Raw genomic sequence first — 19,663 nt, 5'->3', positions numbered from 1 at the left:
AATTTATTTAGGATTTACAGTATCTTTATAGACAGCCTTAGCGTTGATAATCTCTTTAATTACAATAGAACGCTCTGCGTTGCCTTTTTTATCGATATTTATAATACCTGAAACGCCCTCAAAGTTTTTACTATTTTTAATCTCTTTATTAATGCACTCCCTATCAGTCGCATCAGCACAACGATTCATCGCATCTATCATTAAATAGTATGAGTCAGCTCCAAGAGCGGTAAATCCAGGCACATTAGACTCGCCACTTTTTTTAGTGTATGCTTCTACAAAAGCTTTTGATTTAGCCGTTGGGGGATTTGAGCTATCAAAGGCATCTGTATATAAATATCCATTAGATGCATCTCCAGCTAACTCTATAAATGTATCGTTGCTTACTCCATCGCCACTGGCAAATTGAGCTTTTACCCCTATTTGTCTAGCTTGACGCACCAATAGCGCAGCCTCAGGATGATAAAATGGCATATATACCAAATCAGGATTTAAGCTATTAATCTGTGATACTATGGCTTTAAAATCCTTATCTCCGCTACTGATTTTTAACTCTTTTAGTAGTTTGCCACCTTGATTTTCAAATTCTTTCTTAAACGCTCTAGCTAGACCAATTGAGTATGAAGTGGATTGGTCTATTACTAGCACCGCACTTTTCATCTCTTTAGATATCGCCCACGAAGCAAAGCTCGTCCCTTGAAATGAATCCATAAATGTAACTCTAGCACCATATTTAGCACGATCTAAGAGCTTATCAGCTGTAGCTGCTGGAGCTATCATCGGAACCTTTTTCTCATCTGCGATTTGTAATACTTGTTGAGTATTGCCAGTTACCATAGCTCCGATTAATCCACTTACCTTATCTTCACTTACTAGCCTTGTAGTAGCTGTGGCGGTCTCTACCTTATCGCCCTTATTATCTACTAATATTAAGCTAACTTTATCCCCATTTTTTAGAGTTGGCTCTAACTCATTAGCTAGCTTAATCCCAGCCCACGCAGTCTGTCCGTAAGCGGCTACCGCACCAGTAATAGGCATAATAACGCCAATTTTAATCTCTTTAGCCGCAGCTGAGCTAATAGCCATCGCAGCAGCTAGCGCAATTAGTGAAAATTTTTTCATTTTAATCCTTTATATTAAATTTACTCTAGATAGCTACCTTGTTTAGTTGGGGTAGTCCTAATCTCATTACTCTCATCATCATCTATAACAAAAGCGTTATCCCCTTTAAGATAGGCTATAATATGCCCCAAATCCTTTAAGCTCATTCTAGTAGCAATTGGTGCCATAAGATATTTTAAACGCCCACCAAACTGCACATCACCCCTATATCCAGCCATAGAATCAGCTATATCATCGCCACTCATATCACTTAGCCTTTGAGATACTCCCATAGCCCTTTTAGTCCCATTTTCTCCGTGGCAAGATTTGCAGTTTTTCTCATATAGCTCTTTTCCTTTAGTGCCATTATAATTTGCATTTTTATCAATGCCGATATTTAGAAATCTACCACTCTCATCATCATCTGATGAATTTGATTTTTCATATACTTTCACACTTATATTATTATCTTTAGCGTGTTTTTCTACTAAAGATTTAAGCTCCTTGCCAAATTCCCCATCAGCTTCTATTATATAGCTATCATTTGCGACCAAATTTGATACCACAAGTAGCGATATAGCCAATTTTGCTATTTTCATTTAAATTCCTTTTTTATACCATAATCCCATCTTATGCGTTAAAGTAGCCCATAAATCATTACTACAAAAACGCAAAATTCTATCTAAATTTGACTTTAGAAAAATTTAAAATTTCTTACTGCTACTCTCATTTAGCATATCTCTAGATAGATTTGCCACCTCTTTTGAGATATTAGCACACTTAGATACATTTAGGCTATTACTCTCTGTTAGCTCTTGCATTTGCGATATGCTACTATTAATATCATTTATAATTTCAGTTTGTTGGCTAATTGAGCTTGATACATCTGTAACGCTTTGGATTAATAGATTAGTATTTGCCTCTATCTCGCCAAGGCTTTTTTGCGTTTTTTCAGCTAGATTTCTTACCTCATCTGCCACCACGGCAAATCCCCTACCATGCTCTCCAGCCCTAGCAGCTTCAATAGCCGCATTTAAAGCTAGTAGATTAGTCTGCTCAGCAATATCCCCAATTATATTTAAAATTTCCTTTGTATCCTCGCTTTGTTTGATTAACTCTCCAGCTTTTATATCTATTTGAGTGATGCTTTCATTTATTATATTTATCTCGTTTGAAGTTTTATTAAAGGCTGAATTTTGCGTTCTTTGAGACTCTTCTAAGACCTTTAAAACCTCTTCTAGCTCCTCTGTTTTCTCTTTTAGGGTTAGAGCGATTTTATTAGAGCTTTTAACATCTCTTTAATGTATAAGCCAAGCTTATTTAAATTATCATTTGTCTTTTTAAACTGCCCTTGAGCGTTCTCATTTACTATAGTATGCGTAAAATCATCTTTGACATATGTATCCAAGGCTGCAGCTATATCTATAAAGCTCTTATCAAGCTCTTTTAAAGTCTCTTTTAAATGGTTAGCTAGTTCATTAACTCTATTATTTGCCCCATTTACTTCAAAATCACTGCCAAAATCCCCCATTTTAGCCATATCTAGAGCTTCAGATGTCTTTTTTATCAGCTCATCATCTTTTTGTATATCCCTTGCTATCGACCTTACATTGTCATTGAATGCACCAGCTATCAAGCCAAGCTCATCGCTAGTATTTAATCTAAGTGGCTCAATACTTGTCTTTTTATGATTTAAATAATCAAAGAAATTTAATAACGCATCTTTGATCTTTACTACCGGTCTAGTTATACTCTTTACTATTAAAAATGTAGCTACAGCAAGTATCAAAGCAAATATAAGTAGCGATACAACCATAAGAGTTGTGGTATCTTTAACTGCTGAAAATATGGAGCTTTTATCATTGATTAAGCATACCTTCCACCCACTTATCTCATTTATCCCACAAAGAGCCAATTTATCAACCCCATTTTGAGTAAATTCAAAAAAGCCTTTCGCATCGCTACTGATATTTGATAATATTTTGATAGCTCATTTTGCTTAAATAACTGCTCTTTATCCTTGCTAATTACGATATTATTAGCAGGGTCTATAGCCGCTATAGTGTAACTAGCCCTATTTTGTATATTATCTAGATATAAATTCAAAGGCCCTAAAGCTATATCCCCAGATACTACTCCTACTAATCTACCTTGATTACTAATAGGTGCACTAAACCCAAATACCGGAATTTTCTTACTCGCTTGCATCCACGCCGTGCCTAAGACCATATCTTTATTTGACGCTTTAGCTAGTTTATACCAGTCCCTACTCCTTGGGTCATAGCCGCTTGATGGATAGACATGATTGCCATTGCTCCTTAGCATACGACCATTATCTTCCTTGCCAAAATATAGTAGATTAAAGCTACCTAGTCTCTCGCTCAAAGCTAGATAATCAGCTATCTTATTCTCATCATCGATATTATTAGCTATGCTATCTCTAAGAGAATTTACAATCGCTTGTTTCTCTCCTATATATGAATCAAGCAAAGAATTCACACTTTGTAAATTTGTCTGATACTCCATCAAGCTACCATCTTCTTTCTGAATAGTTAAAAATGAAATCACCACCACACCAAAAACAATCAATCCAACCAAACAAGCAACTATAACGCTTGCTGATACCTTCAGGCTTAGACTTACCTTACATTTTTGCGTATTTTGCATTTTTTACCTTTTTATTTTATATTTTTAACTTTGCTAGAGCCAAGCTAGTCTTTGCGACAAACTTTTTTTTAAATTCTTTCTTTAAGGAACAGGGGAAACTAAAATTTGAAAGCCAAAACAGTTTCCCCTATCCCTTAAGATCCCAACCCCTTCCCAGTTTGGCTTTTTTATTTTATAAAAACTGAGCGAAAGCTCAGCAACCTTGAAAGGTTTTTTCAAAATTTTCGCAACAAAAAACTCGAAGGAGTTTTTGGCAAAAATTTGGAGTATTAAACCTTTTTTGATTTTATCCTAAAAGCCTAGTCTTAAAAATAAAACAACCTATATTAATTTTCTTTTTTAAGGGGGAAGGGGAACGCTTTTTTGGCAGACGCTACCCCTTCCCCCTTTACAACCCCCAACCCCTTGTAAAAGCCTTTCAAGGTTGCTGAGCTACGCTCAGATTTATCATTTGATGGCACTACGAAAAATAAGAGCGAAGCTACCTTGCCCTTCCTACTTAAAAAAGAAAAATTTCTTTTATATCTAAACTTTTGAAAAAACCTTTTATGGTTCTCAAACTATCACTTGACGATTTTTTGCTTCTTAAAAAGCCCAAGCAATCTTTACAACACACTATTTATTACTAAAGATTTTATCAAAATTCGACTTTAGGAAATTTAAATTTCATTAATTAATTAAAATTACAAAGATAAGAAAAATAAAGAATTAAAAAAGCATAAAAAAAGGGAGCCCAGCCATAAATAGCCAGGCTCCCCAAAGAGATTAAACCCTATTAAAATTAGAAGTTATATCTAGCTTCAAATCTTAGGTGCTTAGCATCTCCTTTATCGCCACTGTCTCTATCAATGTATGAGTACCAAGTTTTGAAGTTAAGTTTTTTGCTATATTTATAATCTACTCTAGCTACTGCTTCATACTCATCAACAGATACATTACCACTAGTTACTCTACCAGATACATAGTCAGCACCTACTCTTACTTTATCAGCAAATGTATAACCAGCTTTTAAGAACCAGTATTTATTTTCGCCATTTATTAAAGTGTAGTCTAGTATATCTTCACCAGCGTCTATGAAGCTACCTTTATCTTCAAATGAGATTAAAGAGTTTGTATCTGTATCAAACCATACATAACCAGCACTCGCATCAAAGCCAAAAGCTTTAGCACCAGCTTCTACAGCTGCAAATTGTGCATCATCTAGTGGTAAAGCACCAGCTGCTGCGGCTGTTCTAGCATTGTCTGCCCACATACTTGAGCCAGCATATTGAGCTTGTAAGCTTAGATCTATATCAGCTATATTAGCTCCTAGTGTTACATCAAGAGCATATAGTTGAGCTACGCTATCTAAAGCTGCATACCATAGCTGGAAGCTAACTGGATCATATGAGCCAATAGCAGCTACACCATATAGGTTTCTATCATATACAAATTCACTAGAACCATTTTCGCCGATAAATAATCCTCTTGTACCGATATCGCCATCATTTTGAAGGTTATCAAATGCTATAGCAGCTAGAGTAAGACCACTAATATCACTATTAAGTAGCTTAATACCAGTACCTACCATATCATCAGTAAAGAATGTGCCTAGTACTTGGCGACCAGCTGTGATAGTGGTGTTACCAGCTTTGTAACCTACATAGAATTGGCGAACATTGAATGTTTGACCATAATTATCAGCATTGTTGCCTTGATTAACTGTACCTACTTGAGTAGCAGCATTTACTCTCTCGCCTGATGCATCACGGCTATCATATCTAAAGCCGATAACACCAAAGAAGTTATCATCTAGAGCAGATTTGAAGTTAATATCTGATGTAAATCTGTGGTAGTTATTTGTAGCACCTGTAGTGTTAGTTGTAGTATTTGTGCTATCAAATCTATATCTTGCATAGCCTGATACATCTACATTTTTAACAGCTTCTTCAAGTGATGCAGCACTTGCTACGCTTGAAAGGGCACCGGCAGCTACGATTGCAGCTAAGCTTAGTTTAACTAATTTCATTTTATCTCCTTATTAAAGTATAGGTTTGAAATTGTAATGGGTTTTTACTTAATATTTACTGAATTCTTGCCGAATTATTACCGATTATTTACCAAAATTTAAAAATTCAAAGAGTATAAATCATCAAATCTATACTTATTTTGCTAAGTTTAAAGCTTTTGATATTTTAAAAATTCTTGCAAGTTTTTTATTGCTATTCTTTATTTTTAACACTTCAAATTTTTGCAAACGGCAATTTATTGCCGTAAGAAGTAAAAAATAGTCAAGCGATAGCTTGACAACCTTGAAAGGTTTTTTCAAAATTTTCGCAAAAGCAAAATAACCTAAATGGTTGTTTTACGGCGAAAATTTTGTAAAAGCCTTTCAATGGGTGGCTTACGCCATGGATTTTGATATAGCTTTTTATAAAATAAAAATGCCAAACTGGGAAGGGGTTGGGATTTTAAGGAATAGGGGAACCCCATTTTTACCTACTTTTAACGGCGTAGCAAAGCCACGCCTAAAGTAGCAAACACTAAAGTCCCCATAAATGGGGTACCCCACTCGTGGGGACTTTAGTTTGATTAAACTTTTCTAAAGTTTATCGCAAAGGTCGGCTCTGCTGACCTGCGAAGTTAAAAATAGTTTCCCCTGTCCCTTAAAGAAAATTTTCGCAACAAAAAACTCGAAGGAGTTTTTGGCGAAAATTTGGAATATCAAAGAAACTCTTTTTCTTTTTAAGTGGGAAGGGGGACGCTTTTTGGCAGATGAGTAGTGCTATAGTCAAACGATACTAACTATCGTTTGACGGCACTACGAAAAATAAAAGCGAGCTACCTTACCCTTCCCCCTTAACAACCCCCAACCCCTTGAAAAAGTCTTCTAATGTTGCTGAGCTAAAGCTCAGATTTTATAAAACAAATATGGTAACACTTGCGAAGTAAAAATAAAATAACAAAAAACTAAGATAACAATAAAAATAAATAAAATAGAAAATGATTGATAAAAATGTATTGAAATTCAGTGGCGGACAGAGAGGGATTTGAACCCTCGAAGCCTGATTAAGACTTGCACCCTTAGCAGGGGTGTGGTTTCAGCCGCTCACCCATCTGTCCTAAAAAGAAGTGGAATTATACTAATTATAGACTTAAAAGCTACTTAAATTTGGCTTAGTATCTTTTGAGCGATCTCTTTGGGATTGGTAGCTGTGTATATAGGTCTGCCAACTACGATAAAATCGGAGTGATTTTCTATGGCTGTGGCTAGATCAGCTACCCTTTTTTGGTCTGCGTTTGCTTCGCCAAATGGGCGAATTCCAGGCGTTAGAGTGATGAAGTTATCGCTTGTGACTCCTTTAATAGCTAGGCTTTCATAAACTGAGCATACCATTCCATCTAAGCCCGATTTATACGCTATTTGAGACATATTAATCACGCTTTTTTTAATATCAGAGTTATAAATAGCTTTAAATCCACTATCATCAAAGCTAGTCAAGGCTGAAACTGCTAGTATAAGTGGTCGTTTGGGGAGTAAATTTAGCCTATCCATAACCGCTCTCATCGCTACTTCTCCAGCACTTGCGTGGATATTTATCATATCTACGCCAAGCGATGAGATGACTTCACAAGCATCGGCCATAGTGTTTGGTATATCGTGAATTTTAAGGTCTAAAAATATCTTAAAATCGCTAATATTTTTCAGCTCTTCTATGAATTTCGCCCCATCTCTAAGGTAAGCTCTAAGCCCAACTTTAAGCCACAAATCAAGCCCTTTAAGCTCCCTAGCAAGGGCTAGACAATCATCCTTTTTAGCCATATCTAGTGCTACACAAAGCTTCACTTAAGCTCCTTTGCGATTGCGTCTAAAACGCCATTTATAAGCTTGATTGAAGACTCAGAAGATAGCTCATTGGCTAAGATTACAGCTTCATTTATCACAATGGCTAAATCTATATCACTATATCTCATCTCATAGGCTCCAAGGCGTAGAATTTGTCTTTCTACACTGCCGATTTGATCTAGCTTCCACTTGCCAAGATAGTTATTAAGCAAGGTATCAATGCTATCAAGATTATCTAAAATTCCATTATATAGAGCGATTGTAAAGTTTTTTTGGTCGTTTCTAATCTTTTTTTCTTCTAAATATTCATTGCTAAATTGCTCCATCTCGCTACCCATCTCTTTAGCATAAAGTAAGCTTACTACAGATTGTCTCACTTGGTGTCTAGTAGCCATTTTAAGCCTTTAAATTCTCATATAAACTAAGCAACTCAATAGCTCCAGCCATAGCTTCAAAGCCTTTATTTCCTGCTTTTGAGCCTGCTCTTTCGATGGCTTGTTCTAGATTATCCACGGTTAAAACGCCAAAGGTTACTGGCTTATCATATTTTAGCGTTATATTGGCTATGCCTTTTGTGGTCTCAGCACTGACATAATCAAAATGCGGAGTGGAGCCACGGATCACGGCACCTACGCACACTACAGCGTCAAATTTGCCACTTTGTAAGGCTCTTTGAAGTGCCATTGGTATCTCAAATGCCCCAGGCACCAAAATCAAAGATAAATTCTCACTTTTGCCACCATGGCGTAAAAAAGCGTCTTTAGCCCCTTCAACCAATCTATCTGTGATAATGTGGTTAAATCTAGCGTTGATTATAGCTATTTTTTCATCGCCTTTTAGGGCTAAATTTCCTTCTATTATATTCATCTTAACTCCTTAAATTAATTTCAACATTATTACACTAAAAATTATTAAAAATAGATAAACCGCCTTTGGGATATTGAATTTCTCACCATTAAAGACCACCCCCACAGCCACAGCACCAACAGCACCGATACCAGTCCAAACCGCATACGCTACAGACATTGCAAATTCATTCATAGCATAGCCAAGTAAGGATAAAGAGCAACCAAAAGTAGCTATTAGGAGTATGAAATTTAAGAGCTTAGCAATGCTTTTGCTTCTTGACATTTGGTTTAATACAATCACTCCTAAAACTTCACAAACCCCAGCCCCAAATAGTGCAATGCTATATATCATGCCTGACTCCTTTTAAGCCCTAAGACACCGATGATAATAAGCAAAATAAATAAAATTCTAAGAAAGCTAATGCTATCATTATTAAAATAGTTAGTGATAATCTCAGCACCTACTATAAATATAGTCCCAAAGCCAATAAACATAGTATATGCCACGCTTACACTAAGATACTTAAAGCTTAGCATAAATGATAAAAAGCTACAACAGACTAAAATAGCCGTAGCAATCCACTCAAGCGGAGCGTTAGCGTATTTTAATCCATAGGCCCAACTCGCTTCAAATGTAGCCCCAACAATAACCCAAAAAAAGCCCTTATTGCTCATTTAAAGCGTCCCTAATCCTTTTTATCTCATCTAAATTTAATTTTAGTTTATCTAGGCTAAGCATATTTGGTCCATCGCACATAGCTTCGCATGGATTTATATGAGTTTCATAGAAAAATCCATCTACGCCCACAGCCGCTGCAGCCCTAGCAAGATATGGCACAAATCTGCTATCGCCACCGCTTGTAGAGCCATTCGCACTTGGCATTTGAACGCTATGAGTCGCATCAAAAACAACAGGAGCAAACTCCCTCATAATAGGCAAACTTCTCATATCCACTACTAAATTTCCATAGCCAAAAGTGGAGCCTCTCTCGCATAAAAATACCCCATTTTCTCTAGCTATTTCATAGCCAAATTCGCTTATTCCCCTTGTTTCTAAGACCTTTTTTACGCTATGCTTCATCGCATCTGGGCTTAGAAATTGCCCCTTTTTGATATTTACCATAGCTTTGGTTTTAGCTGCTGCTACAAGCAAATCTGTCTGGCGACATAAAAACGCTGGTATTTGTAATGCATCTGCTACTTGTGCTGCGGGCTTGGCTTGATAGCTTTCGTGAATGTCAGTTAAAATTTTAAAGCCAAACTCTCTTTTGACCTCATCTAAAATTTTTAGCCCATTTTCAAGTCCTGGCCCCCTAAAGCTACTAATACTTGTGCGATTAGCCTTATCAAAACTGGATTTAAAATAAAAATCTATCCAATCTAAATTTGCTATTTCTGCTAATTTCTCAGCAACTTTAAAAACCAAATCCCTACTCTCAATAACACAAGGCCCCGCTATTAATATCATCTTTACACCTTAAATTTAATTTTAATTGGCAAATTATAGCTAAATATTGCTAAACCTATTTAATATTTTAAGAAATAATCTTGAATTTCTTGAGTATTATTAGTTTTAGTTAGTGCTAACATAAATAAAACTCTAGCTTTTTGCGGATTTAAATCCTCAGCACTGATAAAACCAAGCTCTTTATCCCTATCGCTTATGGCTACACGACCACTTACAACTCGTGAGCTTACAACTACCTTAAGTCCTTGCTTCATAAGCTCTTTTAGGGCGTTTTTTTGATCTTCGTGTATGCTTCCAGCGCCACTTCCAGCCACTACTATACCCTTAGTGCCATTAGCAAATAGAGCCTTTGCTGCTACGGCGTTGCCGTCATTTGAATAACTATAAAGTATATCTACTTTTGGCAAATTTGTGATTTTGCTTATATCAAATGGAGTATCTTTAGTGTGTGCTTTTGTAGCGTTATTATAAAAAAACGCCTTACCATCTACGATATAACCCAAATCACCAAAATCAGGCGATGAGAAAGCGTCTAAATTTAAAGTATGTGTTTTAACCACGCCTCTAGCACTTAAAATTTTATCATTCATTGCTACCATAACGCCTTTGCCTTTAGCGCTTGGATTTGCCGCTAATGCTACGGCGTTGTAGAGATTTTTAGGACCATCAGCACTCATCGCAGTAGCAGGTCGCATAGCCCCCACTAGCACTACTGGTTTATCGCTTTTTAGCACAAGGCTTAAGAAAAACGCCGTTTCTTCCATAGTATCTGTGCCATGCGTAATGACTATGCCATCAACCTTGCTTAAAAGCTCATTACAACGCTTAGCGAGTTTAAGCCAAATTTCATTTGTCATATTTGAGCTATCAATATTGGCGATTTGTTCACCTGTAATATCAGCCAAATTTTTTAACTCAGGCACGGCTTTTACTAACACATCAATACCCAAAACTCCAGCCTTATAGCCTGTAGTAGCTAATTCACTATTAGCACTTCCTGCTATCGTGCCACCTATAGCTAAAATCGCCACCTTTGGCTTTACCTGTGCCATACTCACTCCTACCAAAAAGAACCATTATACAAAATAAAAGTTTTCTCATACCTTTATCCCTTCAAAATAAATTTAATTGTATATAAAAACTCATTAAATTCGACTAAAAACTCAACGCGACCAAAACTCCAGCCCCAATAATCATTATAATACCCAAAAACGCTAAAGAGCTCGGCAAAGGATCGCCTAAAATCAACCCAAAAATCATACTAAAAACCACATCGCTATATCCCACAGCTGCTACTACACCAGCTTTTTTGCTTGCGGCGTAGGCTTTGGTAAGATAGATTTGAAACCCAGTCGCAAGCAATCCCATCACAATCACTAGCCCCCAGCCATTTAAGCTAGGCATTACAAATGGACTAATCAAAAAATCCAAATTTGGCTTATAATAAAAGCTCCCAATAATCATTGATAGTAGCGGAATGGCACTCCCACATAGCATAAATGATAAGACAATTGCCCTAGTATCATAGTGCTTTCTAAGTCCTCTAATGCTCGTATATGCCATCGCCGCACCAATCCCACTAAGCAAACCTATATACTCATCTTTGTTAATTCCAAGTGTTGGCTCGATTACAAACAAAATTCCAACAAACCCAATAAAAATCGCAAACCAACTAAGATAATTAAGCCTCTCTTTAAATATAAAAGCCGCAAATAAAGCAGTAAAAATCGGACTAGTCTTAGAAAATGTAAAAGCTGTCGCAAGGTCTATATGAGCGATATTATAAAAAAACGCATATAACCCAATTGTCCCTATAATCCCACGAAACGCAAGTAGCCAAAATTTGCCACCAGATTGATGAAGTGGCTTTTGATAAATCATAAAAATAATAAGAAATAGCCCGATGATATTACGGAAAAAGACAATCTCAATGGAGCTAAGCTCACTGCTTAAAATCTTCGATAATGCCCCAGTCCCAGCAAAGAGCATAGAGGCAATTAGCATATAGTAGATGCCTAGATGGCGAATTATAAATTTATTGTATCTCATTGTTTTACTTAAATTTGATTTTAAATCTGTAATATTAATTAAATTTAATTTAATTTAAAATAAAAAATATGGATTTATGGAAGCTATTAAAAGTGATAAGCCACGGAATTCCGTGGCGATGAAGGAGCAAAACAAATCAGTTAATAGCAAAATTATATAACTGATTTGGTAAATAATCAGTCAAAAAAGTTAAATTTAATTTAACTCATCACTATAATCAGCTGCGGCTAGGCGTTTTAATTGTCTATAGCGTCGCTTAGCGTCGCTTAAATTTTGAGCAAATAGCTCATCAGCGTGACTAGGATTTATTTTTTTAAGCGAGTTATAGCGAACTTCATTTAATAAAAACTCCTCATATCTATCCCAGTTAGGCTCTTTTGAGGTAATTTTAAGCGGATTTTTACCTTGCGAAACTAGGCTTGGATCATATACATATGTCGGCCAGTATCCACAAGCTGTGGCTAACTCAGCTTGCTCTCCTGACATAGTAAGGCCACCTTTAATGCCGTGAGCGATACATGGAGAGTAAGCTATAATAAGGCTTGGGCCATCATATGCTTCGGCTGCGGTGATGGCTTTTATAACATTTGCTTGACTAGCATTTAGATTGATTTGAGCTACAAAAATATTACCATAAGTCATAGAAATTTGACCCAAATCTTTCTTTTGGACTGCCTTGCCACTAGCGCTAAATTGTGCTACTGAGCCACTTCGGCTAGATTTTGAGCTTTGACCGCCTGTGTTTGAATACACCTCTGTATCAAGCACTAAGACATTGACATTTTCTCCACTTGCTAATACATGATCTAGCCCACCATATCCAATATCATAAGCCCAGCCATCGCCACCTATAATCCATTGTGATTTTTTTGCTATGTATTGCTTTAGGCTTAAAAGCTCTTTTGCCCCTTCAAAATTTGAATTTGCTTCAAGAAGTGGGACTAAGGTATCTCTAATGCTTTGAGTGACGATCCTATCATTTTTATTAGCTAGCCAGTCATTATATAAAGCAGCAATAGCGTTTGGTGCTTTGTCTTTGGTATTTAGCATAATGCTCTCTACTCTATTGCGGATAGTTTGCATAGCTATCTCCATACCCATACCAAACTCAGCATTATCTTCAAAAAGCGAATTCGCCCATGCTACGCCGTTGCCAGTTTTATTAGATTTTCTATATGGAGCCGACGGGGCTGATCCACCATAAATAGAGCTACATCCAGTAGCATTAGCTACCATTAATTGCTCTCCAAACAGTCTTGTAATTAGGGTGATATATGGAGTTTCACCGCATCCAGGACATGCTCCATGGAATTCAAATAAAGGTTGAGCAAAGCCTGAGCCTTTGACACTTTGCTTATTCATCAAATCATCTTTATATACTACTTTTTTAAATAGATAATCAGCATTTTCTTGCTCGCCCTTTTCTATCTCGCCATTTAGTGGCACCATTACTAGGGATTTCTCTTTGCTTGGGCACTCATGAGCACACAGCTCACAGCCTGTACAATCTAGTGGGCTTACTTGAATTTTATATTTTAATCCAGTTAGCTCCTTGCCTTTAGCGTCAATTGCTCTATCTTTTACGCCTTGTGGGGCATTTGCCATCTCATTTTCATCTATTAAAAATGGTCTAATAACAGCGTGAGGACATACAAAGGCACATTGATTACACTGGATACAATTCTCCTCTATCCATTTTGGCACCATTACCCCTACGCCTCGCTTTTCAAATTCTGTTGTGCCAGATTCAAAAGAGCCATCTTCATACCCCACAAAGGCTGAAACCGGTAAATAATCCCCACGAGCTGCGTTCATAGGCTTAACGATATTTTCTACAAAATCGCTACCTTTGTATTTATCCTCTTTTACATCATCGCTTAAATTTACCCAGCTTGGATCAATATCGATTTTTACAAGCTCACTAGCACCCTCATCAATGGCTCTATAGTTCATCTCTACAATTTTATCGCCCTTTTTATGATAGGTTTTGTAAGCATACTCTTTCATATATTTTTGAGCTTCTTCATAGTCTATAATGCCTGAAAGCTTGAAAAATGCCGATTGCATAATTGTATTTGTGCGATTTCCTAGACCTATTTCATAAGCTAATTTGGTAGCATTTAGGATATAGAAATTTGCGTTTTTTTGTGCTAGAATGCGTTTTACTCTATTTGGGATTTTCTCTATCGTTTTTTTAGCGTCCCAGATGGAATTTAATAAAAATGTCCCCCCATCTCTTAACCCATCTACCACATCATAAATATCCAAATATGCCGCCACCGAACATGCTATAAAATGCGGATTTGATACTAAATATGTAGAGCGGATAGGGTTTTTGCCAAATCTTAAATGGCTTCTAGTATATCCACCTGATTTTTTACTATCATAAGCAAAATATGCTTGAGCGTATAAATCTGTTTTGTCCCCTATAATTTTAATTGAGTTTTTATTTGCTCCTACTGTTCCATCTGCTCCAAGCCCATAAAATAAGCACTCTATACAATCTTTATCACTTAGTGAAATTTTATCCCCTACTGGTAATGAAGTAAATGAAACATCATCTATTATCCCTATTGTAAATCCATCTTTTGGAGTAGGTGAATTTAAATTTTCATAAACTGCTAACATTTGAGCTGGATCGACATCTTTTGAGCTTAAGCCATACCTTCCACCTACGATGATTGGGGTATTTTCTTTGCCATAATATGCAGCTTTGATATCTAGATATAGTGGCTCACCTAAACTGCCTGGCTCTTTAGTGCGGTCTAATACTGCTATTTTTTCTACTGAAGTAGGCATTACATCAAACATATGCTTAATACTAAATGGTCTATATAGATGGACTTTTAGCACGCCTACTTTTTCGCCTTTTGAATTTAGATAATCCACCACTTCTTCAAGAGTTTGCGTTACTGAACCCATTGCTACGATAACTCTAGTGGCATCTTTGGCACCATAATATACAAATGGGGCGTATTTCCTACCTGTAACCTTAGATATTTCATCCATATAATACGCCACGATATCAGGGATTGCGTCATAAAATTTATTTGTTAGCTCTCTAGTTTGGAAGTATATATCATCATTTTGGGCTGTTCCTCTAATCTTTGGATTTTCTGGATTCATAGAAGTGCGTCTAAACTCTTCAACCGCCTCTTTATCAAGCAATCTATCAAATACACTATAATCCATCACTTCGATTTTTTGAATTTCATGGCTAGTTCTAAACCCATCAAAGAAGTGCATAAATGGCACTCTACCCTTAATAGCACTAAGGTGAGCTACTCCAGCTAAATCCATTACTTCTTGGACTGAGCCAGTTGCAAGCATAGCAAAACCAGTCTGCCTACAAGCATATATATCTTGATGATCGCCAAATATAGATAGAGCTTGAGCAGCAATAGAGCGAGCCGCAACATGGATTACTCCTGGTAGCATTTGACCTGCGATTTTATACATATTTGGAATTTTAAGCAATAGCCCTTGAGCGGCTGTAAATGTAGTAGTCAATGCTCCAGCTTGAAGGCTTCCATGCACCGTTCCAGCTGCTCCTGCTTCGCTTTGCATCTCTACTACTTTAACAGGCATACCAAAGAGATTTTTCTTACCCTCACTAGCCCATATATCCACATGGTCTGCCATAGGAGAGCTAGGAGTTATGGGGTATATTCCAGCAACCTCAGTAAAAGCATATGATGCATATGCTGCTGCTTCATTGCCATCCATGGTCTTCATAATTTTATTCATCTATATTTCCTTTCTAAGCTTAAATTTTACTACAAGAGATAGAAATTTAAAGACTTATTTTGGTTTAATTATTTTACTTAACTTAAGATTAGTAATTATATTATAAAAACTTAAAAACTAGGTTAATTATAAATTTATTTTTATATAAATTATCAGTTATATTAATATTAAATAGCTCAAAATATGATTTTACCATAAATTTATATCAAAATAATCGAAACAAATTATCTGAATTTATTTAATAAATTTATAAGTTTTAAATAAAAATTCAATGAATTGTTTATAAATTAACTATATTTTGAGCTATAATATACTCTATAGCATTTAAGGCACTAGAGCAAACATAATCACAAATCAACTCCAAATTCTCCCTACTATCATATCCACAAGTAACGCCGATACTAAAAATACCAACACTCTTAGCAGCTTTAGCATCCATTGGTGTATCTCCTATCATATAGATATTTGAAGTTTTACCAATTACTTCTAACGCCTTTAAAATCGGCTCTGGATTTGGCTTTGGGTGAGTTACATCATCTCTACCTATTACAACGCTAAAATATTTTAAAATTCCCAAATTTTCAAGCAAATTTTTAGAATACAAAGAGGTTTTAGTAGTAACAACACCTAAATTTGCAAATTTACTAGCCTTGCTAACTGCTTCAAATCCGCCTGGCAAAAGAGTAGTTTGAGATAGATAGTTTTGCCTATAATCATCTTTGTAAATTAAGATAAAGGAGTCTATAAGGTGCTTTGGCACACCAAGGGAAGCAAACATATACTCAAGCGGATGGCCAATTAGCGAACAGATTTGCTTCTTTGTAGGCTGGGTAAGATTATGCTCTTTAAAAGCTTTATAAAATCCATTTAAAATAGCCTCCGTAGAGTCTATAAGCGTCCCATCAAGATCAAATAAAATGGTAGGTTTATTGCTCATTATCATCTCTTTTTTCATAAATATGATGGGTTATAATCTTTGGATATGGTATGCTAATTCCACTTTCGTCAAATGCAATTTTCACACTCTCAAGCATAGAATATTGTGCTGAAGTATAATTCTCATTAAGCACCCAAAATTTAGCCACTAAATCAACGCTATGCTCTCCAAGGGCGCTTACTGATACGCTTGGAATTGGGTCTTTTAATATTAGCTCATTTTTGATTGCTAAATTTAATATCAGCTCTTTTGCTAACTTCAAATCATCTTTATAATCAACGCTAAAAGATAGATCAATCCGCCTTGTGGGAGTTATAGAAAAATTGATAATTTTGCTATTTATAACCTGTTTATTTGGGATAATTATGCTTTTGCCATCGCTAGTTGCTATACACATATTAAATAAATTTAGCTCACTAACAACACCGCTACTACCGCCAATCTCTACACTATCTCCAATTTTAAATGGTCTAAAAAATAGAATCAAAATCCCAGCACCAACATTGCTAAATGAATCCTTAAATGTCATTCCTATGCCAAGTCCGATTGCACCAAACATAGCTATAAATGATGTAGTTTCAATGCCAAGGTTAGCAAGTGCGGCGATAATAACTATGATTAAAAGGATGGTTTTGGCTGCATTGATGATAAAACTAGCTATTAATTTATCAACTTTAGCTCTAATAATAACTCTTTGTAAAATAAGACAAATTCTACCTACAACCCACTTTCCAATAAGAAATATAAGTAGTGAAAAGAGAAGTCTAAGGCCATATTTGGCAAGTAATGCCAATATGACCGTATAATCAAAACCGGTTATAATCTGCATAATTAATTTCTAAATTTAGCATCAACACGGCGATTTTGAGCGCGTCCCTCTTTAGTTTTATTTGTAGCAATTGGGGATAATTCGCCATAACCAATCGTTTGAATTCTATCTTTGCTTACACCCATTTTGATTAGCTCGGCCGCGACTGCGTTAGCTCTTCTTTCAGATAGTTTTTGGTTATACTCTTGTGAGCCAGTAGAGTCAGTATGACCCTCTAATATGACTTTATACTCTTGATTTGCATTTAAAACCTTAGCTACTTCATCGATTTTAGCGATATATTCTGGAGTTAGAGTTGCACTATCGCTTGCGAAATTAGCATGTAAATTTAGGTTTAATCTAATTACTTTTTCGCAACCATTTTCATCAACTACAGCTCCAGCTGGGGTATTTGGACATCTATCTTTGCTATTTAATACACCATCATTATCATCATCGCCATCTACTAAATTTGGTTGAGTAGGTGCTACTGGAGTGGCAATAGGCTCAGCTTTTGATGAGCTACCAAAGCTACTAGCAAAACCTAAAGTGTATAAAAATGTGTTATCTCCGTCTTTAAAATTAATAGCATCTCTAGCTTCTAATTTAAGAGAGAAATTATCTACAACTTTAAATTTAAATCCAAGACCAGCTTGACCAAATCCATCATCACCAGCATCATTTGCCTCACGACTAAGATCTTGATAGCCAGCACCTGCTAAAGCATAGATAGAAAATCTATCAGTTAAGACAAAATCTTTGACTAAATTTACAAAATATCTAGCAATTCTTGTATCATATCCTACTGCTTTGCCATTTTGATCTTCAAATGTAGCCTTTGGAGTATAGTCAAATCCTAACTCAATTTGGCTTAGCCATGATAGATCTAGATTTCGGCCTAATCTAAGACCTATTAATTTTTGGTCATCAATGCCTTGAGTTCCTTCTGGATGAGCGTATCCGCCAACTATGGTTAATTCATACTTGTCAGTTGCAAATAGTGCTGAAGCCGCACAAAGTGCCAAAACGATTTTTTTCATCTTAATTCCTTTATAATCAATTATAGATTGATATAGGAATGATACATTAAATCGCTTTAAAACAATATAAAAGATTGATAAATGAGATGAAAAATCGGAGTTGAAATCTCAACTCCGAAACTATTACAAAAAGGAGGTTTATCTGTTGGACATTGGAATTATAAGCAAACAATATTAACTTAATGAAAATCTATTATAAATTTTTACTAAATATAGAAAATTAAATTTTAAAAGAGATCCAAAAGCCAAAAAAGCTTTTGGAAATTTGATAAAGATATTATCTTTTTGAGAATTGTGGGCTTCTTCTTGCTTTTCTGCGACCATATTTTTTACGCTCAACAACACGGCTATCGCGAGTTAGAAGACCTTGTGGTTTAAGAGCAGCTCTAAAAGTAGCATCAATAGAAGCTAACGCTCTTGAGATACCATGGCGAAGTGCTTCTGCTTGAGCTGAATATCCACCACCTAAAGTTGTAGCAGTTATATCCATAGAAGTCTCTTGCTTTGTTACTAGTAGGGGTTGAACTACTTTTAATTTGATAGCTTCGTGTCCGCCAAGCCAGCTATTTAGATCCATACCATTTACTGTGATTTTGCCGCTACCTGGTTTTACCCAAACCTTAGCAACTGCTGTTTTTCTTTTACCTGTTGCGTATGTTGTTGCCATTATTATTTTCCTTCTTTAGCTATTTGTGCAGTGTGCGGATGCTCACTACCAGCATAAATTTTTAATTTTTTAAGCATCTCTTTGCCTAATTTTGTCTTAGGTAGCATACCACGAACTGCTAATTTATAAAGTTTCTCAGGTTTATTTGCTAATAAATCACCAAATTTCTCACTCTTTACACTTCCAAAATAGCCTGAATGTCTATGATATAACTTCTCTTGAGCTTTATTAGCACCTGTAAATTCTGCTTTACTAGCATTAATGATGATTACATAATCGCCACAATCAACATTTGGGCTAAATCCTGGCTTATGTTTGCCACGAAGTAGTGTAGCGGCTTCAGTTAGCAATCTACCAAATCTCTTTCCAGAAGCATCAAGAACTATCCAATCTCGTTTTACTTCATTTGGCTTTGTTATCTTTGTCATAATCTTGCCTTTTATCTATATTAATTTAAGAGCTGAAATTATAGCGAGATTTACTTAAAAATAGCTGAATTTAAGTA

The 19,663-nt window shown here is 35.9% G+C and carries 20 protein-coding genes and 1 tRNA gene; all 21 read right to left on the bottom strand.

Going from position 1 to position 19,663, the window contains the following annotated elements:
- Positions 1-3 precede the first annotated feature (3 nt).
- The 21 genes from CSUIS_RS02210 to rplM all read right to left on the bottom strand — a co-directional run bounded on the left by CSUIS_RS02210 (position 4) and on the right by rplM (position 19,586).
- Positions 4-1,122, bottom strand: a complete 1,119-nt coding sequence (locus tag CSUIS_RS02210) for an ABC transporter substrate-binding protein (protein ID WP_086237694.1) — start codon at positions 1,120-1,122, stop codon at positions 4-6.
- Positions 1,123-1,142: 20 nt separating this feature from the next.
- Positions 1,143-1,700, bottom strand: a complete 558-nt coding sequence (locus CSUIS_RS02205) for a c-type cytochrome (protein WP_086237695.1) — start codon at positions 1,698-1,700, stop codon at positions 1,143-1,145.
- A 105-nt stretch (positions 1,701-1,805) separates the two neighbouring features.
- The gene (locus CSUIS_RS02200) at positions 1,806-2,246 is read right to left on the bottom strand and encodes a methyl-accepting chemotaxis protein (RefSeq protein WP_418228998.1); all 441 of its coding nucleotides are present in this window, start codon (positions 2,244-2,246) and stop codon (positions 1,806-1,808) included.
- 119 nt (positions 2,247-2,365) lie between these two features.
- Positions 2,366-3,016 carry a sensor histidine kinase gene (locus tag CSUIS_RS02195; RefSeq protein WP_086296925.1) on the bottom strand — a complete coding sequence of 217 codons (651 nt, stop codon included), beginning with the start codon at positions 3,014-3,016 and terminating at the stop codon, positions 2,366-2,368.
- Positions 2,998-3,768, bottom strand: coding sequence for a cache domain-containing protein (locus CSUIS_RS02190; protein ID WP_086296924.1), 771 nt, complete (start codon positions 3,766-3,768; stop codon positions 2,998-3,000). The genes CSUIS_RS02195 and CSUIS_RS02190 overlap by 19 nt, the downstream gene beginning before the upstream one ends.
- A gap of 781 nt (positions 3,769-4,549) precedes the next feature.
- Complete coding sequence (locus CSUIS_RS02185) at positions 4,550-5,776, bottom strand: porin (protein ID WP_086296923.1); 1,227 nt, start codon at positions 5,774-5,776, stop codon at positions 4,550-4,552.
- Between the two features lie 1,003 nt (positions 5,777-6,779).
- A tRNA-Ser gene (locus CSUIS_RS02180) sits at positions 6,780-6,870 on the bottom strand.
- Positions 6,871-6,913: 43 nt separating this feature from the next.
- The gene (gene pyrF / locus CSUIS_RS02175; protein WP_086296922.1) at positions 6,914-7,594 is read right to left on the bottom strand and encodes an orotidine-5'-phosphate decarboxylase; all 681 of its coding nucleotides are present in this window, start codon (positions 7,592-7,594) and stop codon (positions 6,914-6,916) included.
- Positions 7,591-7,989, bottom strand: a complete 399-nt coding sequence (nusB, locus tag CSUIS_RS02170; protein ID WP_086296921.1) for a transcription antitermination factor NusB — start codon at positions 7,987-7,989, stop codon at positions 7,591-7,593. The genes pyrF and nusB overlap by 4 nt, the downstream gene beginning before the upstream one ends.
- Position 7,990: 1 nt before the next feature.
- Positions 7,991-8,461, bottom strand: coding sequence for a 6,7-dimethyl-8-ribityllumazine synthase (gene ribH, locus CSUIS_RS02165; RefSeq protein WP_086296920.1), 471 nt, complete (start codon positions 8,459-8,461; stop codon positions 7,991-7,993).
- 9 nt (positions 8,462-8,470) lie between these two features.
- Positions 8,471-8,794, bottom strand: coding sequence for a DMT family transporter (locus CSUIS_RS02160; protein ID WP_086296919.1), 324 nt, complete (start codon positions 8,792-8,794; stop codon positions 8,471-8,473).
- The gene (locus CSUIS_RS02155; RefSeq protein WP_086296918.1) at positions 8,791-9,117 is read right to left on the bottom strand and encodes an SMR family transporter; all 327 of its coding nucleotides are present in this window, start codon (positions 9,115-9,117) and stop codon (positions 8,791-8,793) included. Before CSUIS_RS02155 ends, CSUIS_RS02160 begins: the two co-directional genes overlap by 4 nt.
- Positions 9,107-9,910, bottom strand: coding sequence for a 3-deoxy-8-phosphooctulonate synthase (kdsA, locus tag CSUIS_RS02150; RefSeq protein WP_086293527.1), 804 nt, complete (start codon positions 9,908-9,910; stop codon positions 9,107-9,109). Before kdsA ends, CSUIS_RS02155 begins: the two co-directional genes overlap by 11 nt.
- A gap of 59 nt (positions 9,911-9,969) precedes the next feature.
- Positions 9,970-10,962 (bottom strand): type II asparaginase, encoded by a 993-nt coding sequence (locus CSUIS_RS02145; protein ID WP_086296917.1) that lies wholly within the window; start codon positions 10,960-10,962, stop codon positions 9,970-9,972.
- A 103-nt stretch (positions 10,963-11,065) separates the two neighbouring features.
- Positions 11,066-11,959, bottom strand: a complete 894-nt coding sequence (locus CSUIS_RS02140) for a DMT family transporter (RefSeq protein WP_086296916.1) — start codon at positions 11,957-11,959, stop codon at positions 11,066-11,068.
- Positions 11,960-12,154: 195 nt separating this feature from the next.
- Positions 12,155-15,706, bottom strand: a complete 3,552-nt coding sequence (gene nifJ / locus CSUIS_RS02135; RefSeq protein ID WP_086296915.1) for a pyruvate:ferredoxin (flavodoxin) oxidoreductase — start codon at positions 15,704-15,706, stop codon at positions 12,155-12,157.
- Between the two features lie 280 nt (positions 15,707-15,986).
- The gene (locus CSUIS_RS02130) at positions 15,987-16,643 is read right to left on the bottom strand and encodes an HAD family hydrolase (RefSeq protein ID WP_086237707.1); all 657 of its coding nucleotides are present in this window, start codon (positions 16,641-16,643) and stop codon (positions 15,987-15,989) included.
- The gene (locus CSUIS_RS02125; RefSeq protein WP_236860789.1) at positions 16,633-17,436 is read right to left on the bottom strand and encodes a mechanosensitive ion channel family protein; all 804 of its coding nucleotides are present in this window, start codon (positions 17,434-17,436) and stop codon (positions 16,633-16,635) included. Before CSUIS_RS02125 ends, CSUIS_RS02130 begins: the two co-directional genes overlap by 11 nt.
- Before the next feature lie 38 nt (positions 17,437-17,474).
- Complete coding sequence (locus CSUIS_RS02120) at positions 17,475-18,491, bottom strand: OmpA family protein (RefSeq protein ID WP_086296912.1); 1,017 nt, start codon at positions 18,489-18,491, stop codon at positions 17,475-17,477.
- Positions 18,492-18,768: 277 nt separating this feature from the next.
- Positions 18,769-19,158, bottom strand: a complete 390-nt coding sequence (gene rpsI, locus CSUIS_RS02115; RefSeq protein WP_086237710.1) for a 30S ribosomal protein S9 — start codon at positions 19,156-19,158, stop codon at positions 18,769-18,771.
- 2 nt (positions 19,159-19,160) lie between these two features.
- Positions 19,161-19,586, bottom strand: a complete 426-nt coding sequence (rplM, locus tag CSUIS_RS02110) for a 50S ribosomal protein L13 (protein ID WP_086237711.1) — start codon at positions 19,584-19,586, stop codon at positions 19,161-19,163.
- Between the last annotated feature and the right edge of the window lie 77 nt (positions 19,587-19,663).

The organism is Campylobacter porcelli, from assembly GCF_002139855.1.
In the GTDB taxonomy this organism is placed as follows: Bacteria; Campylobacterota; Campylobacteria; order Campylobacterales; family Campylobacteraceae; genus Campylobacter; species Campylobacter porcelli.
Note: the sequence above shows the minus strand (reverse complement) of the source record. Positions and strands in the feature narration are given on the sequence as shown.

What these genes read in the sequence shown, in the direction of transcription:
- CSUIS_RS02210 (WP_086237694.1), bottom strand. Translation starts at nt 1,122, where the DNA reads ATGAAAAAATTTTCACTAATTGCGCTAGCTGCTGCGATGGCTATTAGC.
- CSUIS_RS02205 (WP_086237695.1), bottom strand. Translation starts at nt 1,700, where the DNA reads ATGAAAATAGCAAAATTGGCTATATCGCTACTTGTGGTATCAAATTTG.
- CSUIS_RS02190 (WP_086296924.1), bottom strand. Translation starts at nt 3,768, where the DNA reads ATGCAAAATACGCAAAAATGTAAGGTAAGTCTAAGCCTGAAGGTATCA.
- CSUIS_RS02185 (WP_086296923.1), bottom strand. Translation starts at nt 5,776, where the DNA reads ATGAAATTAGTTAAACTAAGCTTAGCTGCAATCGTAGCTGCCGGTGCC.
- nusB (WP_086296921.1), bottom strand. Translation starts at nt 7,989, where the DNA reads ATGGCTACTAGACACCAAGTGAGACAATCTGTAGTAAGCTTACTTTAT.
- ribH (WP_086296920.1), bottom strand. Translation starts at nt 8,461, where the DNA reads ATGAATATAATAGAAGGAAATTTAGCCCTAAAAGGCGATGAAAAAATA.
- CSUIS_RS02160 (WP_086296919.1), bottom strand. Translation starts at nt 8,794, where the DNA reads ATGATATATAGCATTGCACTATTTGGGGCTGGGGTTTGTGAAGTTTTA.
- CSUIS_RS02155 (WP_086296918.1), bottom strand. Translation starts at nt 9,117, where the DNA reads ATGAGCAATAAGGGCTTTTTTTGGGTTATTGTTGGGGCTACATTTGAA.
- kdsA (WP_086293527.1), bottom strand. Translation starts at nt 9,910, where the DNA reads ATGATATTAATAGCGGGGCCTTGTGTTATTGAGAGTAGGGATTTGGTT.
- CSUIS_RS02145 (WP_086296917.1), bottom strand. Translation starts at nt 10,962, where the DNA reads ATGGCACAGGTAAAGCCAAAGGTGGCGATTTTAGCTATAGGTGGCACG.
- CSUIS_RS02140 (WP_086296916.1), bottom strand. Translation starts at nt 11,959, where the DNA reads ATGAGATACAATAAATTTATAATTCGCCATCTAGGCATCTACTATATG.
- nifJ (WP_086296915.1), bottom strand. Translation starts at nt 15,706, where the DNA reads ATGAATAAAATTATGAAGACCATGGATGGCAATGAAGCAGCAGCATAT.
- CSUIS_RS02130 (WP_086237707.1), bottom strand. Translation starts at nt 16,643, where the DNA reads ATGAGCAATAAACCTACCATTTTATTTGATCTTGATGGGACGCTTATA.
- CSUIS_RS02120 (WP_086296912.1), bottom strand. Translation starts at nt 18,491, where the DNA reads ATGAAAAAAATCGTTTTGGCACTTTGTGCGGCTTCAGCACTATTTGCA.
- rpsI (WP_086237710.1), bottom strand. Translation starts at nt 19,158, where the DNA reads ATGGCAACAACATACGCAACAGGTAAAAGAAAAACAGCAGTTGCTAAG.
- rplM (WP_086237711.1), bottom strand. Translation starts at nt 19,586, where the DNA reads ATGACAAAGATAACAAAGCCAAATGAAGTAAAACGAGATTGGATAGTT.